Below are 14,745 nucleotides of genomic sequence, written 5' to 3'. Positions count from 1 at the left end.
CGATGGCCAAGCCGCTTCGCGTCGCCGTCCAGATGGACCCGATCGCCTCGATCAACATCGACGCCGACAGCACCTTCGCCCTGATGCTGGAAGCGCAGTCGCGCGGGCATGCGCTGTGGCACTACCATGTGCGCGACCTGGCGCTGCTGTCCGGCCGCGTGCTGGCGCATGCGCAGCCCGTGACCGTGCGGCGCGTGAAGGGCGACCACTTCACGCTCGGCGCGGCGGAGGAGCTGGATCTCGGGGCCGTGGACGTGGTGCTGATGCGCCAGGACCCGCCCTTCGACATGGCGTACATCACGGCCACCCACATCCTGGAGCACATCCACCCGAAGACGCTGGTGGTGAACGACCCCGCCAGCGTGCGCAACGCGCCGGAGAAGCTCTACGTCACCCACTTCCCCGAGCTGATGCCGGAGACGCTGATCAGCGCCTCCGTCACGCAGATCCGCAGGTTCCGGGAAAAGCACGGCGACATCATCCTCAAGCCGCTGTTCGGCAATGGCGGCGCCGGGGTGTTCCATGTGCGCCCCGAAGACCCCAACCTGAACGCGCTGCTGGAGATGTTCACGGAACGCTCGCGCGAGCCGCTGGTGGTGCAGCGCTACGTGCCGGCGGTGCGCGAAGGCGACAAGCGCATCATCCTGGTGGATGGCGAGGCGATGGGCGCGATCAACCGCGTGCCCGCCGCCGGCGAGGCGCGCAGCAACATGCATGTCGGCGGCAGGCCGGAGGCCACGAAGCTCACCGACCGCGAGAAGGAGATCTGCGCCGCGATCGGGCCGGAGCTGAAGAAGCGCGGCATGATCTTCGTCGGCATCGACGTGATCGGCGGCTACCTGACGGAGATCAACGTCACCTCGCCGACCGGCCTGCAGGAGATCGCCCGCTTCGACGGCGTGCAGCTGGAAAAGGCGATCTGGGACGCGATCGAGGCGAAGCGGTAGCGGCGCACCTGGCGGGACGCCGGCGCCTGCGGGTGCCGCGCGCCTGCATTCCACGGGCCCGGCATCATTGCGAAGGGCATTGCGCCCTGTCGCGTTTCAGGCGAGTTTCGATGTCGTTTCGTCCGGGCTTGCCGGGCCCGGCGCTTCGCGTGCCGGCAGCCCCCGCCTGCGCGACGGGGAGACGTCATGGCCAGCATCTATCTCGACGTGCCCTTCATCACCCAGTTGGGGTATGGCCAGGACAAGTCGCTGAATGACCCAACCGGCTGCTGGTATGCCAGCGCCTGCATGCTCGGCTATTATTTCGAGGCGGGACCGCGGCTGGGCGACCCCTCGCTCTGGACGCCGAAGGGCCACAAGGTGATCCAGGACTCCAAGACCCTGCAGAAGAACGAGAACCTGGTCGAGGTCGGCTACCCCGCGACCAAGGCGTGGGCGCTGGACGCGCTGGCGGACCTGCTGCGCAAATACGGACCCCAGCTCATCTCCTGGACCAAGACGCACAACGGTGCGACCTATGGCCATTGCTCGGCGCTGATCGGCACCGATGACGGGCGGGACGAGGTGATCATCCACGACCCGGAGAACGCCCCCAACACCCGCATGAAGCGCGCCGACTTCAACAAGCAGTTCATGTGGAACATCCCGGACAGCATGCTGCGGAAGAACATCGCCGCGCATACGCCGAAGCTGGTGGCCAAGGGCGGCGGCTGAAACGCCGCCGCCCTGCCCGAGGGCCGGCTAGGTCGAGGTCGCGCGGCGCCCCGCCACCATCCGGTAGATCGCCAGCACGATCACCGCGCCGACCACCGCGCCGATCAGCCCCGCGCCCTCGCCGGCGCGGTACCAGCCAACCGCCTGGCCGAGCCAAGTGGCGACCAGGGCGCCCAGGATGCCGAGCAGCGTGGTGATGATGAACCCGCCCGGGTCGCGTCCCGGCATCAGGAATTTCGCGATCAGGCCGGCGATGAAGCCGATGATGATGGTCCACACAAAGCCCATGATGGCTGCTCCCAACCTTGCGCAGGCGGTAAGCCGCCGCGCAGGCTGGGGTTCCCGCTTATCAGCGGGCGAAGGCACGCTCCACGGGCAGATGCTCCAGCCCCAGCGCCTCGGCCACCGCCGCATGGGTGATGCGCCCGGCATGGACGTTGAGCCCGCGGGCCAGATGCGGGTTCTCGGCGCAGGCACGCGCCAGGCCCTTCTCCGCGATCTGCAGCGTGAAGGGCAGCGTGGCGTTGTTCAGCGCCACCGCGCTGGTGCGCGCCACCGCGCCCGGCATGTTGGTCACGCAGTAATGCACCACGCCTTCCTCCACATAGGTCGGCGCGGCATGGGTGGTGGGGCGGGAGGTCTCGAAGCAGCCGCCCTGGTCGATGGCGACATCCACCACCACGCTGCCGGGCCGCATCCGCGCGATCATCGCGCGGCTGACCAGCCGCGGCGCCGCGGCACCGGGCACCAGCACCGCGCCGATGACCAGGTCGGCATCCTCCACCGCCTCCTCGATCGCGTCATGGCTGGCGAAGCGGGTGGCGACGGCGCCATCGAATTCCGCATCGAGCATCGCCAGCACGCGCGGTGCGCGGTCCAGCACCGTCACCTGCGCGCGCATGCCGCGGGCGATGCGCGCGGCATTGGCGCCGACCACGCCGCCGCCGAGGATCGCCACCTTCGCCCCCGGCACGCCGGGCACGCCGCCGAGCAGCACGCCGGCGCCGCCGGCCTCCTTCTCCAGGCAGCGGGCGCCGACCTGTGGCGCCATGCGGCCGGCGACCTCGCTCATCGGGCGGAGCAGCGGCAGGCCGCCCTCGGGTTCGGTGACCGTCTCATAGGCGATGGCGCTGGCGCCGCTGTCCATCAGGCCCTTGGCTTGCGCCGGGTCGGGCGCGAGGTGCAGGTAGGTGAACAGCACCTGGCCGGGGCGCAGCCGCTTCCATTCGTCGGGCTGCGGCTCCTTCACCTTCACCACCAGATCGGCATTCTTGAACACCTCCGCCGCATCGGTGGCGATCGTGGCCCCGGCGGCGGCATAGGCGCCGTCGGGGAAGCCGATGCCGGCACCGGCGCAGCTTTCCACCAGCACCTCATGCCCCTGCGCCACCAGCTCCCGCACCGAGCCGGGGGTGAGCCCGACACGGTATTCGTGGACCTTCACTTCCTTGGGCACGCCGATGCGCATCGTCCGGTCCTTCCCGCTGCCTGTCGCAACGCGCCGGGGGCGCGCCGGGTCATTCCACCGGCAGGAAGATGAACACGACCGCGGCGATCAGGCACGCCCCGGCGGCGAGAAAATTCCAGCGTATCGCCTCGCCGAGCCAGAACACGCTGAACACCGCGAAGACGGCGAGCGTGATCACCTCCTGCATCACCTTCAGCTGCTGGCCGGTGAAGGTGCCGTAGCCGATGCGGTTGGCCGGCACCGCCAGGCAGTATTCGAAGAAGGCGATGCCCCAGGAGAGCAGGATCGCCAGCCACATCGGCCAGGACGGCGCCTTGAGGTGGCCGTACCACGCGAAGGTCATCAGGATATTGGAGCCGACCAGCAGCAGGGGCGTCATCCAGAACGCGGTCATCGCGCGGCTTCCTCGGGGATCGGCAGGACGGAAGCCGGCGCCGGCGCCTCGTCGGGCGGCAGCCGTCGCAGCAGGAACACCATGATCGCCATCGCCGGCAGCGCGGCGAAGGTCGTCAGCAGGAAGAACCAGGTCCAGCCGAGCCCCTCCGCCAGCCAGCCTGAGGTGCCGGCCAGCGTGCGCAGCGGCACCGCGGCCAGCGAGGACAGCAGCGCATATTGCGTCGCGGTGAAGGCGCGGCTGGTGAGCGCCGAGAGGTAGGTGACGAAGGCGGCGTCCGCGAGCCCGTCCGTGAAGTTCTCCACCCCGACCTGCGCCCACAGCATCGGCATCGAATGGCCAGCCTGGGCCAGCGCCACGTACATCAGGTTGGAGAGCATCTGCAGCAGCCCGGTGACCACCAGCGCGCGCCCGGTGCCGAGCCGTGCCACCACGAAGCCGCCCGCCATCACGCCGGCCAGCGTCGCCACCAGCCCGAAGACGCTGCCGACCGCCGCCACCTCCAGCCGCGAGAAGCCGAGCGAGCGGTAGAAGGGCGCGGTCATCACCCCTGCCAGCGCCTCGCCGAGCTTGAACAGGCAGATGAAGGCGAGGATGGCCACCCAGTAGCGACGCCGGAGGAAGTCGGCGAAGGGATCCACCACCGCCGCGCGCAGCCGCTCCGCCCAGGTGGCGGCTCCGATGGGGCGCGCCTCCGGCTCCGGCGCCAGCAGGGTGGCGACGAAGCCGATGCCGACCAGCGCGGCGCACATCGCGAACGCCGCCGTCCAGCCGGCAAACTCGGCCATCGCCAGCGCGCCGGCATTGGCGGCGAGCAGCGCGCCGCGGTAGCCCCAGATGTAGCAGGCCAGCCCATAGCCCTGCTGGCGTTCCTCCAGCACCTCGATGCGGTAGGCATCCACCACGATGTCCTGGCTGGCGGAGAGGAAGGCGACCAGCACCGCGATCGCCACCGTCACCCCCGCCGCGCCCACTGGATCGGTGAAGCCCAGCGCCAGGATCGCCAGCATCAGCGCCGGCTGGATGCTCGCCAGCCAGCCGCGCCGGCGACCCAGGCGTCGGAGGAAGGGTGGCGCCGCGTGGTCCAGCACCGGCGACCAGAGGAACTTGAAGGCATAGGCCAGCCCGATCAGCGCGGTCAGGCCGATGGCGGCCAGCGAGATGCCGGATTCGGAGAACCACTGCCGCAGCGTGAAGCCGGTCAGCGGCAGCGGGATGCCCGCCGCGAAGCCGAGTGCGAGCATCACCAGGAAGCGGCGATCGCGGAGCAGGAGCATGCGCTACTCTCGCTTTCGCGAGCGCGCGCCGCTAGTGCGGCACTGCATCTCCCGCCAGTTGTTACGCCGGCGTCAGCCCTCCGGACGAACGATGACGGAAGCCTCGTCGAAGAAGCCGGGCGCCGCCTCACGCCCGGCCGCCATCAGACGGGCGATATGCGCCGCCGAACGGTCGAGCTTGGTGCGATAGCCGATGCCCGGCAGCGCCAGCGCCACCTGCCGCACCGTCACCGGCCGCCAGCCGAAGCGGGCGTTGCACTCCGGCGCGGCGGCGACGGCGCGGTTAACCAGGCGTACCTTCTCCAGCTCGTGGTCGAGCGGCAGGTTCCCGGCCATCTCGTTGCGGCGATCCTCGATCTCCTCCGCGGTGCGTGGCTCCTCGGCGCGGGTGGCGGGGTTGATGCGGACCACCCAGATCTCGGCGGGCTTGTCGGGCAGGTCGAGCAGGTGGCGGATCGGCGGGTTGTGGGCGTAGAGCCCATCCCACCACAGCCCGCCGCGGTTCGGCACGGCGCGGAACAGCGGCGGCACCGCGGCGGAGGCGATCACGTCGTCCAGCGTGAAGCGTTCCTCGTCGAAGGCCGCGCCGCCGCCCTTCAGCACCTCGGCCGCGCCGAGGCGCAGCACCGGCGGTGCGCGGCGGGCGGGCAGCTCGGCCGGGCGGATCCATTTCTCCAGCAGCTGGCGCAGCCGCGGCTCGGCGGCGGGCGCATAGGCATAGGGGCTGGTGCGGGCGGCGAAGGGCAGGGCGAGCAGCAGCTGGAACCAGTCATTCGCCCAGGCCTCGACCGCGTTGGCCGGCGCGAGGTCGTGCCAGAAGCCCTCGATCCGCCGGATCGCCTCCTCCGGCCCGCCGGCGAGCAGCCCGGACCAGGCCAGCGCCGCGCAGACCGCGCCGCCGGAGGTGCCCGAGAGCGCCGTCAGCTCGAACCGGTCGCGATGGGCGGATGCGAGCAGTGAGGCGAGCACGCCGGCGGTGAAGGCGGCATGGCTGCCGCCGCCCTGGCAGGCGATGGCGACGCGCGGCGGCATCAGGCCTCGGCGAGACGGCGGGTGAGGGCGAGCCGCGCCTCGCGCTGGCGGGCGATCAGGCCCGCGGGCGAGGCGAGCAGCAGGCCCGGCGGCGCGGCCCGCGCCAGCAGCACCGCGCCGGCCAGGAGGCCAAGCTCCGCACGCAGCGGCCCGGGCAGGGTGAGGCGGCCCTTGCGGTCGAGCGTCGGCGCACGGCGTTCGGGGGTGTCGGTCGGGCGGACGAGGAGTTGCGCCTCCGCGAAGGTGACGGCGAGCGGCATGGCAGGGCGCAGGCCGGAGAGCGCACGCAGCGCCGGCGGCAGCAGCACGCGCCCGCGCGAGTCGAGCCTCAGCCGCAAAGCGCGCATGCCGCCCTCGTTCGTTGCGCGGGCGAGTGTGGTCCGTCCGGGCAGGGGTAAGGAAGGGGCCCGATGGTTCAGCCGCAGCCGGGTCCTTGCCGGGTGGCGCCGATGACGCGGCCATCCCGCATCTCGTAGGTCGCGGTGCAATAGCCGCTGGGGCCGCCGCCGCCGAAGCTGAGGCCGAGCCCGGTGCCGATCGCCGTGCCGCTGCCCCAGCCGCCGGAGAAGCGCCCGACGCCGAGGCCGATGGAGGGCGTGACGGCGGGCCCGGCGCTGCCTTCGCTGTCCCAGGTGAGAAAGCGGCGGCCGTCGGTTTCGTAGGCGCGGCTTGGCACGCCGAGGCGGGAGACCAGCTCGCCCTCGGTCATGCCGATCGGATTGAAGGTCGCGGTGGCAGGCGGCTGTGCGCAGGCGGCGAGGAGCAGGATCGGCAGCAGCAGGGCGCAGCGCATGCGCATGCAATGCTTGCGGCGCGCCTCGGGTTCCCGGACTCAGGAATGCCCGAGCTGGGCGGGGCCGAAGGCGCCGGGGAGGAGTTCGACGATGGTGGTGGCGCGGGGCGTGCCGGCGGCATCGCGGGCGATCACGCGCAGCGTGCCGTCGGGGGAAAATTCCGACAGCACCTGGCGGCAGATGCCACAGGGGGAGATGGCCACGCCCGGCGGCCCGGCGATGGCAATCGCGATGAAGCGGCGCGCCCCGCGCGCGACGGCGGCGCCGAGCGCGACGCGTTCGGCGCAGAGGCCGGCGGGGTAGCTGGCGTTCTCGACATTGCAGCCGTGATGGAGGCTGCCGTCCTCGGCGAGCAGCGCCGCGCCGACAGGGAAGTTGGAATAGGGCGCATAGGCGTGGAGGCGGACCGCCTCCGCTTCGCTCAGCAGGTCGGGGTCCTGCACGCGTCGCTCCCTTCAGAGATCATTGCCGATGGAACCGGCATCGGCGGCGTCCGGCGGCTCGCAGGGACAAAGGATCCCTTGCGGCGCCTCAGCCGCCGGCACGCTCAGGCGGCCCCTTGCCAGTCCCTCCGCCGCAGAAGCGACAGAGGGAATGTCACCTCACGCCGCCTCGCTCTCCTGCCGGCGGGCGTGCTTCTTGCGCTCATGCGGGTCGAGGAAGCGCTTGCGCAGGCGGATGGCGGAGGGCGTCACCTCGACCAGCTCGTCATCCTCGATGTAGCTGATCGCCTGCTCCAGGCTCATCCGGCGCGGCGGGATCAGCAGCAGCGCCTCGTCCTTGCCGGCGGCGCGGATGTTGGTGAGCTTCTTCTCCTTGATGGGATTCACTTCCAGGTCGTTGTCCCGGGAGTGCTCGCCGAGGATCATGCCGACATAGACCTTCACGCCAGGGTCCACGAACAGCGTGCCGCGCTCCTGCAGGTAGAACAGCGCATACTGCACCGCCTCGCCGTCGCTGTTGGAAATCAGCGAGCCGTTGCGGCGGCCCTCGATGGTGCCGGCCCAGGGCTGATAGCCGTGGAACAGCCGGTTCATGATGCCCGTGCCGCGCGTGTCGGTCAGGAACTCGCCGTGGTAGCCGATCAGGCCGCGGCTCGGGATGATGAAGGTCAGGCGCACCTTGCCGCCGCCGGACGGCCGCATGTCCTGCATCTGGCCCTTGCGGAGCGAGAGCTTCTGCACGACGACGCCCGAATATTCCTCGTCCACGTCCACGAGGCATTCCTCGAAGGGCTCCTCGCGCTCGCCGGTCTCGGGGTTCTCGCGGGTCAGCACGCGGGGGCGGCCGATGGTCAGCTCGAAGCCCTCGCGGCGCATCTGCTCGATCAGCACGCCGAGCTGCAATTCGCCGCGGCCGGCGACCTCGAAGCTGTCGGCCTCCTGGCTGTCCGTCACCTTGATGGCGACGTTGCCCTCGCTCTCCTTGAACAGGCGGTCGCGGATCTGGCGCGACGTGACCTTCTTGCCCTCGCGGCCACCGAGAGGACCATCGTTGATGCGGAAGGTCATGGCGAGCGTCGGCGGGTCCACCGGGATGGCGGGCAGCGGCGCCGTGACGGACGGATCGCAGATGGTGTCGGGGATGGTGCCGTTCTCGAGGCCGGCGATGGCGATGATGTCGCCGGCTTCGGCGGTTTCCACCGGCACCCGCTCCAGCCCGCGGAAGGAGAGCAGCTTGGTCAGGCGGCCGGTCTCCACCACGGAGCCATCCTGGCGCAGCACCTTGACCGGCATGTTGAGCCGGGCGACGCCCTGCTCGATGCGGCCGGTCAGGATACGGCCCAAGAAGTTGTCCGCCTCCAGGATCGCGGCGTTCATCGCGAAGGGCAGCGAGGCGTCGAGACCCGGCGCCGGGACGTGGGAAAGGATCAGGTCGAAAAGGGCGGAAAGGTCCTTCTTCGGCCCGTCCATCGTCGCATCCGCCCAGCCCTGGCGGCCGGAGGCGAACAGCATGGGGAAGTCGAGCTGGTCGTCGTCGGCGCCAAGCGCGGCGAAGAGGTCGAACATCTCCGTGTGGACCTCGTCGGGGCGGGCGTCCTGGCGGTCCACCTTGTTGACGACGACCATCGGCCGGATGCCGCGGGCGAGCGCCTTGGTCAGGACGAACTTGGTCTGCGGCAGCACGCCCTCGGCGGCATCCACCAGCACCACGGCGCCATCCACCATGGAGAGGATGCGCTCCACCTCGCCGCCGAAATCGGCGTGGCCGGGCGTGTCCACGATGTTGATCTTCACGCCCTTCCACTCGACCGCGGTGGATTTGGCGAGGATGGTGATGCCGCGCTCGCGCTCCAGGTCGTTGCGGTCCATCGCGCGCTCGGCGACCTGCTGGTTGGCGCGGAAGGCGCCGGCCTGCTTCAGCAGGTTGTCCACCAGCGTGGTCTTGCCGTGGTCGACGTGAGCGATGATGGCGACGTTGCGGATGTCCATGCGGCGAGGTCCGGTCTCTTGGGCCCGGCCCCTCCTCCCGGCGGCAACCTCATGGTCACCCCGGCCACTGGCGGGCAGGCGTCTGTCGTTTGATGCGGCGCACACATAGGCGCGCGGACCGCAAAAAGCGAGCGACAATCCATCGCCGGCGAAGCGGGGCAGCCGCTACGCCGGCGCAGGCGCCCCCGGGCGGGTCAGCGCCCGGATCAGCGGGTGCCGCGCGAGCCCTGGCCCGTTCCCATGCCGGGGCCGCTCCCGAACCCGGATCCGGGCGTCGGGGCCGCGCCGGCCCCGGAGGCGCTCGCCTGGCCGATCTGCGCGGTGAGGCTGCGGGCGTTCCGCAGCGCCTCGGCCGCCGCCGCGCGGTCGCGCTCGCGGATGGCGGCGCGGGCCGCGGCGGCGGCCTGCAGTGCGCGTCCCTCCTCCATGCCCATCTCGACGCTGCCGGCGCCGGGGCGGGTGTGGCGGTTGAGCAGGGCGGTCTCGGCGCGCTCGACCAGTTCGCCCGCGCGGGACCAGCTGTTGCGCTGCAGCGCCTGGTCGGCCTGCTCCAGGTAGCCGACGATGAGCGCGGGGCGCGCGGGGGTGGCCGCGTCGCGGTTCGCAGCGCTGCGTGGCGGATCGCCGGCCGGACCCGCGCCGGGGGGTGGCGGTTCCAGATTGTAGATGGGCGGGCCGCCCTGCTGCTGCTGCTGCTGCTGGGCCCAGGCGGGCAAGGTGGCGAGCATAAGGGCGGCGACGGCGGGCAGCATCTTGCGCATGGCGGTCTCCCGGGATCTCGGCGGGGCGGGCCCGCCGCAGGCATCCGGCAAGAACGCAGCCCCGCGGCCCGGTTCCGACCCGCCGTGCCGCCGCTTCAGCCGACCAGCGCCTTGAGGTCGGCCTGCGGGCGGGCCCCGAAATGGCTGATCGCCTCGGCCGCCGCCACGCTGCCCCAGCGGCCGCATTCGGCCAGCGCCAGGCCCTTCGCATGGGCGGCGAGGAAGCCGGCGGCATAGGCATCCCCGGCGCCGGTGGTGTCCACCACCTTCGTCGGCACCGCCGCCACTTCCACCGTCTCGGTGCCGGCGACGACGATGCTGCCCTTCTCGCTGCGGGTCACCGCGGCCAGGCCGACATCCTGCCGCACCGCGGCCAGGGCAGCGGCGAAATCCTCGGTCTCGTAGAGGGAGAGCAGCTCGGCCTCGTTGGCGAAGAGGATGTCGCTCTCCTCCGCGACGAAGGCGCGGAAGGCGCTGCGGTGGCGGCCGACGCAGAAGGGGTCCGACAGCGTCAGCGAGACCTTGCGTCCCGCGGCATGCGCCGCCTGGGCCGCCTTGCGGAAGGCGGCCTGCGCAGCCGGCGGGTCGAACAGATAGCCCTCGAGGTAGGTGACGGCGGCGGAGGCCACCTCCGCCCCGTCCACGTCGTCCGGGCCGAAGGCGACGCAGGCGCCGAGGAAGGTGTTCATCGTCCGCTGGCCGTCCGGCGTCACCAGGATCAGGCAGCGCGCGGTGGGCGCGCCGTTGGCCAGGGGTGCCGAGGGGAAGCGCACGCCGGCGGCGCGGATGTCGTGGGCGAAGACCGTGCCGAGGGCGTCGTCGGCGACCTTGCCGAGATAGCCGACGCGCGCGCCGAGTGCTGCCGCCGCCGCGCAGGTGTTACCGGCCGAGCCGCCGGAGCTTTCGACGCCCGGGCCCATCGCCGCGTAGATCCGCTCGGCGGCGGCGGCGTCGATCAGCGTCATCGTGCCCTTCGCCATGCCCTGGCTTGCGAGGAAGGCATCCTCGGCGCGGGCGAGCACGTCCACGATGGCGTTGCCGATGCCGAGCAGGTCGAGCGCGGGAGAGGTCATGGGCGGGTGCCGGGCCTTTATGGGGTGCGGGGCTGCGGGGGAGTTGAAGGCGGCGGATGCTTGCCGGAACCGCCCCGCCACCGCTAGTCCCCGCCAGGATGTTCAGAGCCCTGGTGTTGGCCTTCGGCCAGATCCCCGACCCCGCCTTCCGCCGCCCGCTGCTGCTCGGCGCCGGGCTCGCGCTCGCCGCCGGGCTGCTGCTCGCCTGGGGGGCGAGCGCGGCGGTGGGGTGGCTGGCCGGCGGCGAGGGGTGGCTCGCCACCATCGCCGCGGCGGCGGGCGGGCTGCTGGCGGTGCTGGCGCTGTGGTGGCTGTTCCTGCCGATGCTGCTGGCGATCGCCAGCCTGTTCCTCGATGGCGTGGCGGCGGCGGTGGAGCGGCGGCACTATCCGGCGCTGCCGCCGCCGGTCGGCGCCTCGACGCCGGCGCAGGTGTGGTCGGGGCTGACGCTGGCGGCGAAGATGGGGGCGCTGACGCTGGTGCTGCTGCCGGTCTCGCTGCTGGTGCCCTTCATCGGCGTGCCGGTGCTCTGGGCGGTGGCGGCGATCGCGCTGGGCGAGGGTCTGTTCGCCGGTGTCGCCCAGCGGCGCATGACGGTGGCAGCGGCGGAGGAGTTGAAGCGGCGGCGGCGCTGGCAGATCTGGGGGCTCGGGGGCGCGCTCGCGCTGCTCGGCGTGGTGGCGCCGCTGAACCTGCTGGTGCCGGTCATCGGCACCGCGGCGATGGTGCACCTGCTGCACCGCGATTCGGCCTGAAGATCGGAACGGACTGCCATCGAAAGAAGCTGCGCGAGGCTGTGGACAACTGCCTCCGCGACCCCCTTCGGCCGTTGTCTCGGCGGGGGGTGCGTGTTAGCCCGGAGACCTGCGCGACGGGTCGGGGAAGCCGTGCCGCGCAGCGGCCCGGCACTGCCGCGGCTGCACCGAGGACAGGGGGAGCTCGCGCATGAATGTCTTCAGCCGCCGCCGCGACGAGAAGCCTCCCGAGCCGCAGCACGCCACTGTCCCGACCGCACGCGATCCCGACCTCGGCGCGCCGCCGCCGCCCTTCTCGACCAGGGACAACCAAGCCATGAGCCTCGCGACCAAGCCCGGCAACGCGCCGATCATGCCCGCCGGCCCGACGCCGCCCTCCGGCACCGCGATCCCGCCGCGCCCGGCGCAGATGGGCGGCCTCGGCATGCCGAGCGCGTCCACCGCCCCGGCCGCGGCCTCGGTCGGCCCCGCGCCGCGCAGCACCGCGGACCGCCGCACGCTGGTGGTCGGCCGGGGGATCAGCCTGCAGGGCACCGTCGCCGAGGCCGAGCGCCTGGTGGTCGAGGGCATGGTCGAAAGCCAGATGATCCAGGCGACCGAGCTTTCGATCAGCGAGACCGGCGTGTTCAAGGGCGAGGTGCAGGTCGAGGATGCCGAGATCGCCGGCACCTTCGACGGCACCATCACCGCGCGCGGCCAGCTGGTGATCCGTGGCACCGGCCGCGTGGTGGGCGTCGCCCGCTGCCGCAGGCTGATGGTGGAGGAAGGCGGCCAGATCTCCGGCCGGATGGACATGCTGGGCGACCAGCCCGCCGCGCCCGCCATGCCGGCGCCGCAGCCGGTGCCGGCCGAGGCCTGATCCTCCACATCCGGCCGGCCCGTCACAGGGGCCAGCCGGGAGCGCAGGGCGTGTGCGCACGCCCTGCCTCCGCACCTCGCGCAGGACGCGCCACGATGCGACCGGGGCTGAAGCTGGTTCCGCTCTTGCTTCTCCTCGGCTGCGCGCAGCCGGGACCGGAGGAGAGCGCGCGGGTCGCGCTGCAGGACGCGCTGGCGGCGCATCAGGCGAGCGTCGCCGGAATCGGCGCGGCGCAAGGCGTCGGAATCGGCGCGGCACAAGGCGCCGGAATCGGCGCGGGCTCAGCTGCCGGCATCGGCGCCAGGCCGGTGGTCGCGGCCGTCGAGGGCAGCCAGGCGCCTGCGGCCGCCACCCTGGCTGCCGCAGGGCCGGCCGAGGCTGCGCCGACCATGGCGGGCCAGCTGGTCGGGCACACGCCGGAGGCGCTGCTGCGCCGGCTCGGCACGCCGCGCCTTCGGCGGGAGGAAGGGCCGGCGGAGATCTGGCACTACCAGGCCAGCCAATGTCATCTCGACCTGGTGCTCTACCGGGACGAAGCTGCGGGCCGGGCGCTGCGGGTGGCCTACGCCGCGGCGCGCGCCGCGGGCGCATCGGGACGGGGAGAGGCGGCTTGCCTCAGGGACATCGCGCACGGCGCGACCGCGCCGGCCGGTGGCAGCACGGGCGGACAGGTGCGCGCCGGGCTGTAGTGCGCCGCTTCCTGGAGCGCGCTCTCGCATGACGCTGGCACCTTGGGCGGATGCCTTCGTGCCGGTGTTCGGGCTGCTGGCGCTGGGCGCGCTGCTGAAGCGCCGCCTGCTGCGCGACGACACGGTCTGGGCGGGGATCGAGCGCCTGGTCTTCTGGGTGCTGCTGCCCTGCCTGATCGCCACCGGGCTTTCCACCGTGCGGTTCGGCGCGGTGCCGGTGCTCGGCATGGCGGCGGCGCTGTGGGCGGCGCTGGCGGCGGGGACGGTGATCTCTGTCCTGCTGGCCCGTGCGCTCGGCCTCGGCCATGGCGCGATGACCTCGGTGCTGCAGGGCGGCATCCGGTTCAACAACCTGATGGGCTTCGCCATCGGCGGCGCGATCTGGGGGCTGGACGGCATCACCTATGCCGCGGTGGCCACCGGCATCATCGTGCCCTTCGTGCAGACGGCGGCGACGCTGGCCTTCGCGCTGGGCCGGGGTGGCGAGGTACGGCCGCTCGAACTCCTGCGCCGGGTGCTGCTCAACCCGCTGATCCTGGCCTGTCTGGCGGGTTTCGCGATCGGCATGCTGGGCGGGCTGCCGCCGGGCTTGCAGCCGGCGGTGCGCAACCTCGGGCAGGCCTCGGTGGCGCTCGGGCTGCTCTGCGTCGGCGCGGCGCTGAGCATGCAGGGGCTGGGCGACCGGCCGGGGGTGCAGGCGGCGACGGCGGTGCTGAAGCTGCTGGTGATGCCGCTGATCACCTGGGCGTTCTGCGCGGCGCTCGGCCTCGGGCCGTTGCCGACGGCGATCGCGGTGCTGTTCATGGCGCTGCCGACGGCGGCGACGAGCTATGTCATGGCGCGGGCGATGGGCGGCGATGCGAAGCTGATGGCGGCGATCACCACCAGCGAACATCTGCTCAGCGTGGCGACATTGCCCGTGTGGGTGTGGCTGCTGGTGGGCTGAGCGTCAGCCCTCAAGGCCCTCGTGCAGCGCGCCGAGGGTGAGCGTGACGCCGAGCGAAGGCAGCGCGATGACGCCCTCCGCGCCCTCGATCAGTTGCGCGTCGCGGATGTCGAGGCGGCCTGCATCGTTGCGAGTGTAGAGCATCGCACGCAGCTCGTCCTGGCTGATCAGGACGTAGTAGCGGATGGACGGCGTCGCGTCGTAGTCGCGCAGCTTGTAGGTCTGGTCCACCCAGGCGGTGCTGCGGGAGAGGACCTCGAAGACGGCGACGGGGTCCTGGGCCAGCAAGGCGGTCGGCACGAAGCGACCGCAATCCACGACGGCATCGGGGTAGCGGGCATTGCCGTTCCCGGTCGCCACCTTGACGTCCGGTCCATAGGCGCGGCAGCCACCGCCGAGCGCGCGGTCCAGGGCAGCCCCGAGACGACGCGTCATCAAGTTGTGTTTCAGAGTGCCGCCGGTCATGGCGTGCACCTCGCCATCCACCAGCTCGTGGCGGATCTCCTGCTTCGCCTCCCATTCCAGGTAGGCGTCCCAGCTCCAGCGCTCCCGCACCCGTTCGGACATGGCGCGACCCTACCACATCGCAGGGGTGCGGGCGAAA

Annotated in this window: 18 protein-coding genes; 6 read left to right on the top strand and 12 right to left on the bottom strand. The window is 72.1% G+C overall.

Going from position 1 to position 14,745, the window contains the following annotated elements; all coding sequences use genetic code 11:
* Positions 1–2 precede the first annotated feature (2 nt).
* Together gshB and ACESM1_RS01630 are read left to right on the top strand one after the other, a co-directional pair.
* The gene (gshB, locus tag ACESM1_RS01635; RefSeq protein ID WP_372617098.1) at positions 3–947 is read left to right on the top strand and encodes a glutathione synthase; all 945 of its coding nucleotides are present in this window, start codon (positions 3–5) and stop codon (positions 945–947) included.
* 186 nt (positions 948–1,133) lie between these two features.
* A complete protein-coding gene (locus tag ACESM1_RS01630) occupies positions 1,134–1,661 on the top strand; it encodes a papain-like cysteine protease family protein (protein WP_372617097.1) in 528 nt (175 codons plus the stop codon).
* A gap of 27 nt (positions 1,662–1,688) precedes the next feature.
* Here ACESM1_RS01630 and ACESM1_RS01625 read toward each other — a convergent pair whose 3' ends face one another.
* From ACESM1_RS01625 to ACESM1_RS01575, 11 genes are all read right to left on the bottom strand, one after another.
* Entirely contained in the window at positions 1,689–1,949 is a 261-nt protein-coding gene (locus ACESM1_RS01625) for a GlsB/YeaQ/YmgE family stress response membrane protein (RefSeq protein WP_372617096.1), read from the bottom strand.
* 61 nt (positions 1,950–2,010) lie between these two features.
* Positions 2,011–3,129, bottom strand: a complete 1,119-nt coding sequence (gene ald, locus ACESM1_RS01620; RefSeq protein WP_372617094.1) for an alanine dehydrogenase — start codon at positions 3,127–3,129, stop codon at positions 2,011–2,013.
* A gap of 49 nt (positions 3,130–3,178) precedes the next feature.
* Positions 3,179–3,523, bottom strand: coding sequence for a DMT family protein (locus ACESM1_RS01615; protein WP_372617092.1), 345 nt, complete (start codon positions 3,521–3,523; stop codon positions 3,179–3,181).
* Positions 3,520–4,800: an AmpG family muropeptide MFS transporter gene (locus ACESM1_RS01610; RefSeq protein WP_372617090.1), complete on the bottom strand. Its 1,281-nt coding sequence runs from the start codon at positions 4,798–4,800 to the stop codon at positions 3,520–3,522. The genes ACESM1_RS01615 and ACESM1_RS01610 overlap by 4 nt, the downstream gene beginning before the upstream one ends.
* Positions 4,801–4,872: 72 nt before the next feature.
* A complete protein-coding gene (locus ACESM1_RS01605) occupies positions 4,873–5,832 on the bottom strand; it encodes a patatin-like phospholipase family protein (protein ID WP_372617088.1) in 960 nt (319 codons plus the stop codon).
* On the bottom strand, positions 5,832–6,179 hold the full coding sequence (locus tag ACESM1_RS01600; protein ID WP_372617086.1) for a hypothetical protein: 348 nt from the start codon (positions 6,177–6,179) through the stop codon (positions 5,832–5,834). Before ACESM1_RS01600 ends, ACESM1_RS01605 begins: the two co-directional genes overlap by 1 nt.
* Positions 6,180–6,247: 68 nt before the next feature.
* The gene (locus ACESM1_RS01595) at positions 6,248–6,631 is read right to left on the bottom strand and encodes a hypothetical protein (protein ID WP_372617084.1); all 384 of its coding nucleotides are present in this window, start codon (positions 6,629–6,631) and stop codon (positions 6,248–6,250) included.
* Positions 6,632–6,664: 33 nt separating this feature from the next.
* A complete protein-coding gene (locus tag ACESM1_RS01590; RefSeq protein ID WP_372617082.1) occupies positions 6,665–7,069 on the bottom strand; it encodes a cytidine deaminase in 405 nt (134 codons plus the stop codon).
* A gap of 159 nt (positions 7,070–7,228) precedes the next feature.
* On the bottom strand, positions 7,229–9,058 hold the full coding sequence (gene typA / locus ACESM1_RS01585; RefSeq protein WP_372617080.1) for a translational GTPase TypA: 1,830 nt from the start codon (positions 9,056–9,058) through the stop codon (positions 7,229–7,231).
* Between the two features lie 206 nt (positions 9,059–9,264).
* The gene (locus ACESM1_RS01580; RefSeq protein ID WP_372617078.1) at positions 9,265–9,819 is read right to left on the bottom strand and encodes a hypothetical protein; all 555 of its coding nucleotides are present in this window, start codon (positions 9,817–9,819) and stop codon (positions 9,265–9,267) included.
* Positions 9,820–9,914: 95 nt separating this feature from the next.
* On the bottom strand, positions 9,915–10,892 hold the full coding sequence (locus ACESM1_RS01575; RefSeq protein ID WP_372617076.1) for an adenosine kinase: 978 nt from the start codon (positions 10,890–10,892) through the stop codon (positions 9,915–9,917).
* A gap of 113 nt (positions 10,893–11,005) precedes the next feature.
* Here ACESM1_RS01575 and ACESM1_RS01570 point away from each other — a divergent pair, with 113 nt between their 5' ends.
* The 4 genes from ACESM1_RS01570 (at position 11,006) to ACESM1_RS01555 (ending at position 14,141) form a co-directional block, all read left to right on the top strand.
* Positions 11,006–11,647 (top strand): EI24 domain-containing protein, encoded by a 642-nt coding sequence (locus tag ACESM1_RS01570; RefSeq protein ID WP_372617074.1) that lies wholly within the window; start codon positions 11,006–11,008, stop codon positions 11,645–11,647.
* Between the two features lie 190 nt (positions 11,648–11,837).
* Positions 11,838–12,506, top strand: a complete 669-nt coding sequence (locus tag ACESM1_RS01565) for a polymer-forming cytoskeletal protein (RefSeq protein ID WP_372617073.1) — start codon at positions 11,838–11,840, stop codon at positions 12,504–12,506.
* A 95-nt stretch (positions 12,507–12,601) separates the two neighbouring features.
* A complete protein-coding gene (locus tag ACESM1_RS01560) occupies positions 12,602–13,195 on the top strand; it encodes a hypothetical protein (RefSeq protein WP_372617071.1) in 594 nt (197 codons plus the stop codon).
* Between the two features lie 28 nt (positions 13,196–13,223).
* On the top strand, positions 13,224–14,141 hold the full coding sequence (locus ACESM1_RS01555; RefSeq protein WP_372617070.1) for an AEC family transporter: 918 nt from the start codon (positions 13,224–13,226) through the stop codon (positions 14,139–14,141).
* A gap of 3 nt (positions 14,142–14,144) precedes the next feature.
* Here the strand turns inward: ACESM1_RS01555 and ACESM1_RS01550 are convergent, their stop codons facing one another.
* Complete coding sequence (locus ACESM1_RS01550; protein ID WP_372617068.1) at positions 14,145–14,708, bottom strand: Uma2 family endonuclease; 564 nt, start codon at positions 14,706–14,708, stop codon at positions 14,145–14,147.
* Between the last annotated feature and the right edge of the window lie 37 nt (positions 14,709–14,745).

This window comes from Falsiroseomonas sp. (genome assembly GCF_041690465.1).
In the GTDB taxonomy this organism is placed as follows: Bacteria; Pseudomonadota; Alphaproteobacteria; order Acetobacterales; family Acetobacteraceae; genus Falsiroseomonas.
This window is presented reverse-complemented; position numbering and strand designations above follow the sequence as displayed.

Bases quoted from the DNA above. Each gene is read 5' to 3' on its own strand.
- gshB (WP_372617098.1), top strand. From the start codon at position 3: ATGGCCAAGCCGCTTCGCGTCGCCGTCCAGATGGACCCGATCGCCTCG.
- ACESM1_RS01630 (WP_372617097.1), top strand. From the start codon at position 1,134: ATGGCCAGCATCTATCTCGACGTGCCCTTCATCACCCAGTTGGGGTAT.
- ACESM1_RS01625 (WP_372617096.1), bottom strand. From the start codon at position 1,949: ATGGGCTTTGTGTGGACCATCATCATCGGCTTCATCGCCGGCCTGATC.
- ald (WP_372617094.1), bottom strand. From the start codon at position 3,129: ATGCGCATCGGCGTGCCCAAGGAAGTGAAGGTCCACGAATACCGTGTC.
- ACESM1_RS01615 (WP_372617092.1), bottom strand. From the start codon at position 3,523: ATGACCGCGTTCTGGATGACGCCCCTGCTGCTGGTCGGCTCCAATATC.
- ACESM1_RS01610 (WP_372617090.1), bottom strand. From the start codon at position 4,800: ATGCTCCTGCTCCGCGATCGCCGCTTCCTGGTGATGCTCGCACTCGGC.
- ACESM1_RS01605 (WP_372617088.1), bottom strand. From the start codon at position 5,832: ATGCCGCCGCGCGTCGCCATCGCCTGCCAGGGCGGCGGCAGCCATGCC.
- ACESM1_RS01600 (WP_372617086.1), bottom strand. From the start codon at position 6,179: ATGCGCGCTTTGCGGCTGAGGCTCGACTCGCGCGGGCGCGTGCTGCTG.
- ACESM1_RS01595 (WP_372617084.1), bottom strand. From the start codon at position 6,631: ATGCGCATGCGCTGCGCCCTGCTGCTGCCGATCCTGCTCCTCGCCGCC.
- typA (WP_372617080.1), bottom strand. From the start codon at position 9,058: ATGGACATCCGCAACGTCGCCATCATCGCTCACGTCGACCACGGCAAG.
- ACESM1_RS01580 (WP_372617078.1), bottom strand. From the start codon at position 9,819: ATGCGCAAGATGCTGCCCGCCGTCGCCGCCCTTATGCTCGCCACCTTG.
- ACESM1_RS01575 (WP_372617076.1), bottom strand. From the start codon at position 10,892: ATGACCTCTCCCGCGCTCGACCTGCTCGGCATCGGCAACGCCATCGTG.
- ACESM1_RS01565 (WP_372617073.1), top strand. From the start codon at position 11,838: ATGAATGTCTTCAGCCGCCGCCGCGACGAGAAGCCTCCCGAGCCGCAG.
- ACESM1_RS01560 (WP_372617071.1), top strand. From the start codon at position 12,602: ATGCGACCGGGGCTGAAGCTGGTTCCGCTCTTGCTTCTCCTCGGCTGC.
- ACESM1_RS01555 (WP_372617070.1), top strand. From the start codon at position 13,224: ATGACGCTGGCACCTTGGGCGGATGCCTTCGTGCCGGTGTTCGGGCTG.
- ACESM1_RS01550 (WP_372617068.1), bottom strand. From the start codon at position 14,708: ATGTCCGAACGGGTGCGGGAGCGCTGGAGCTGGGACGCCTACCTGGAA.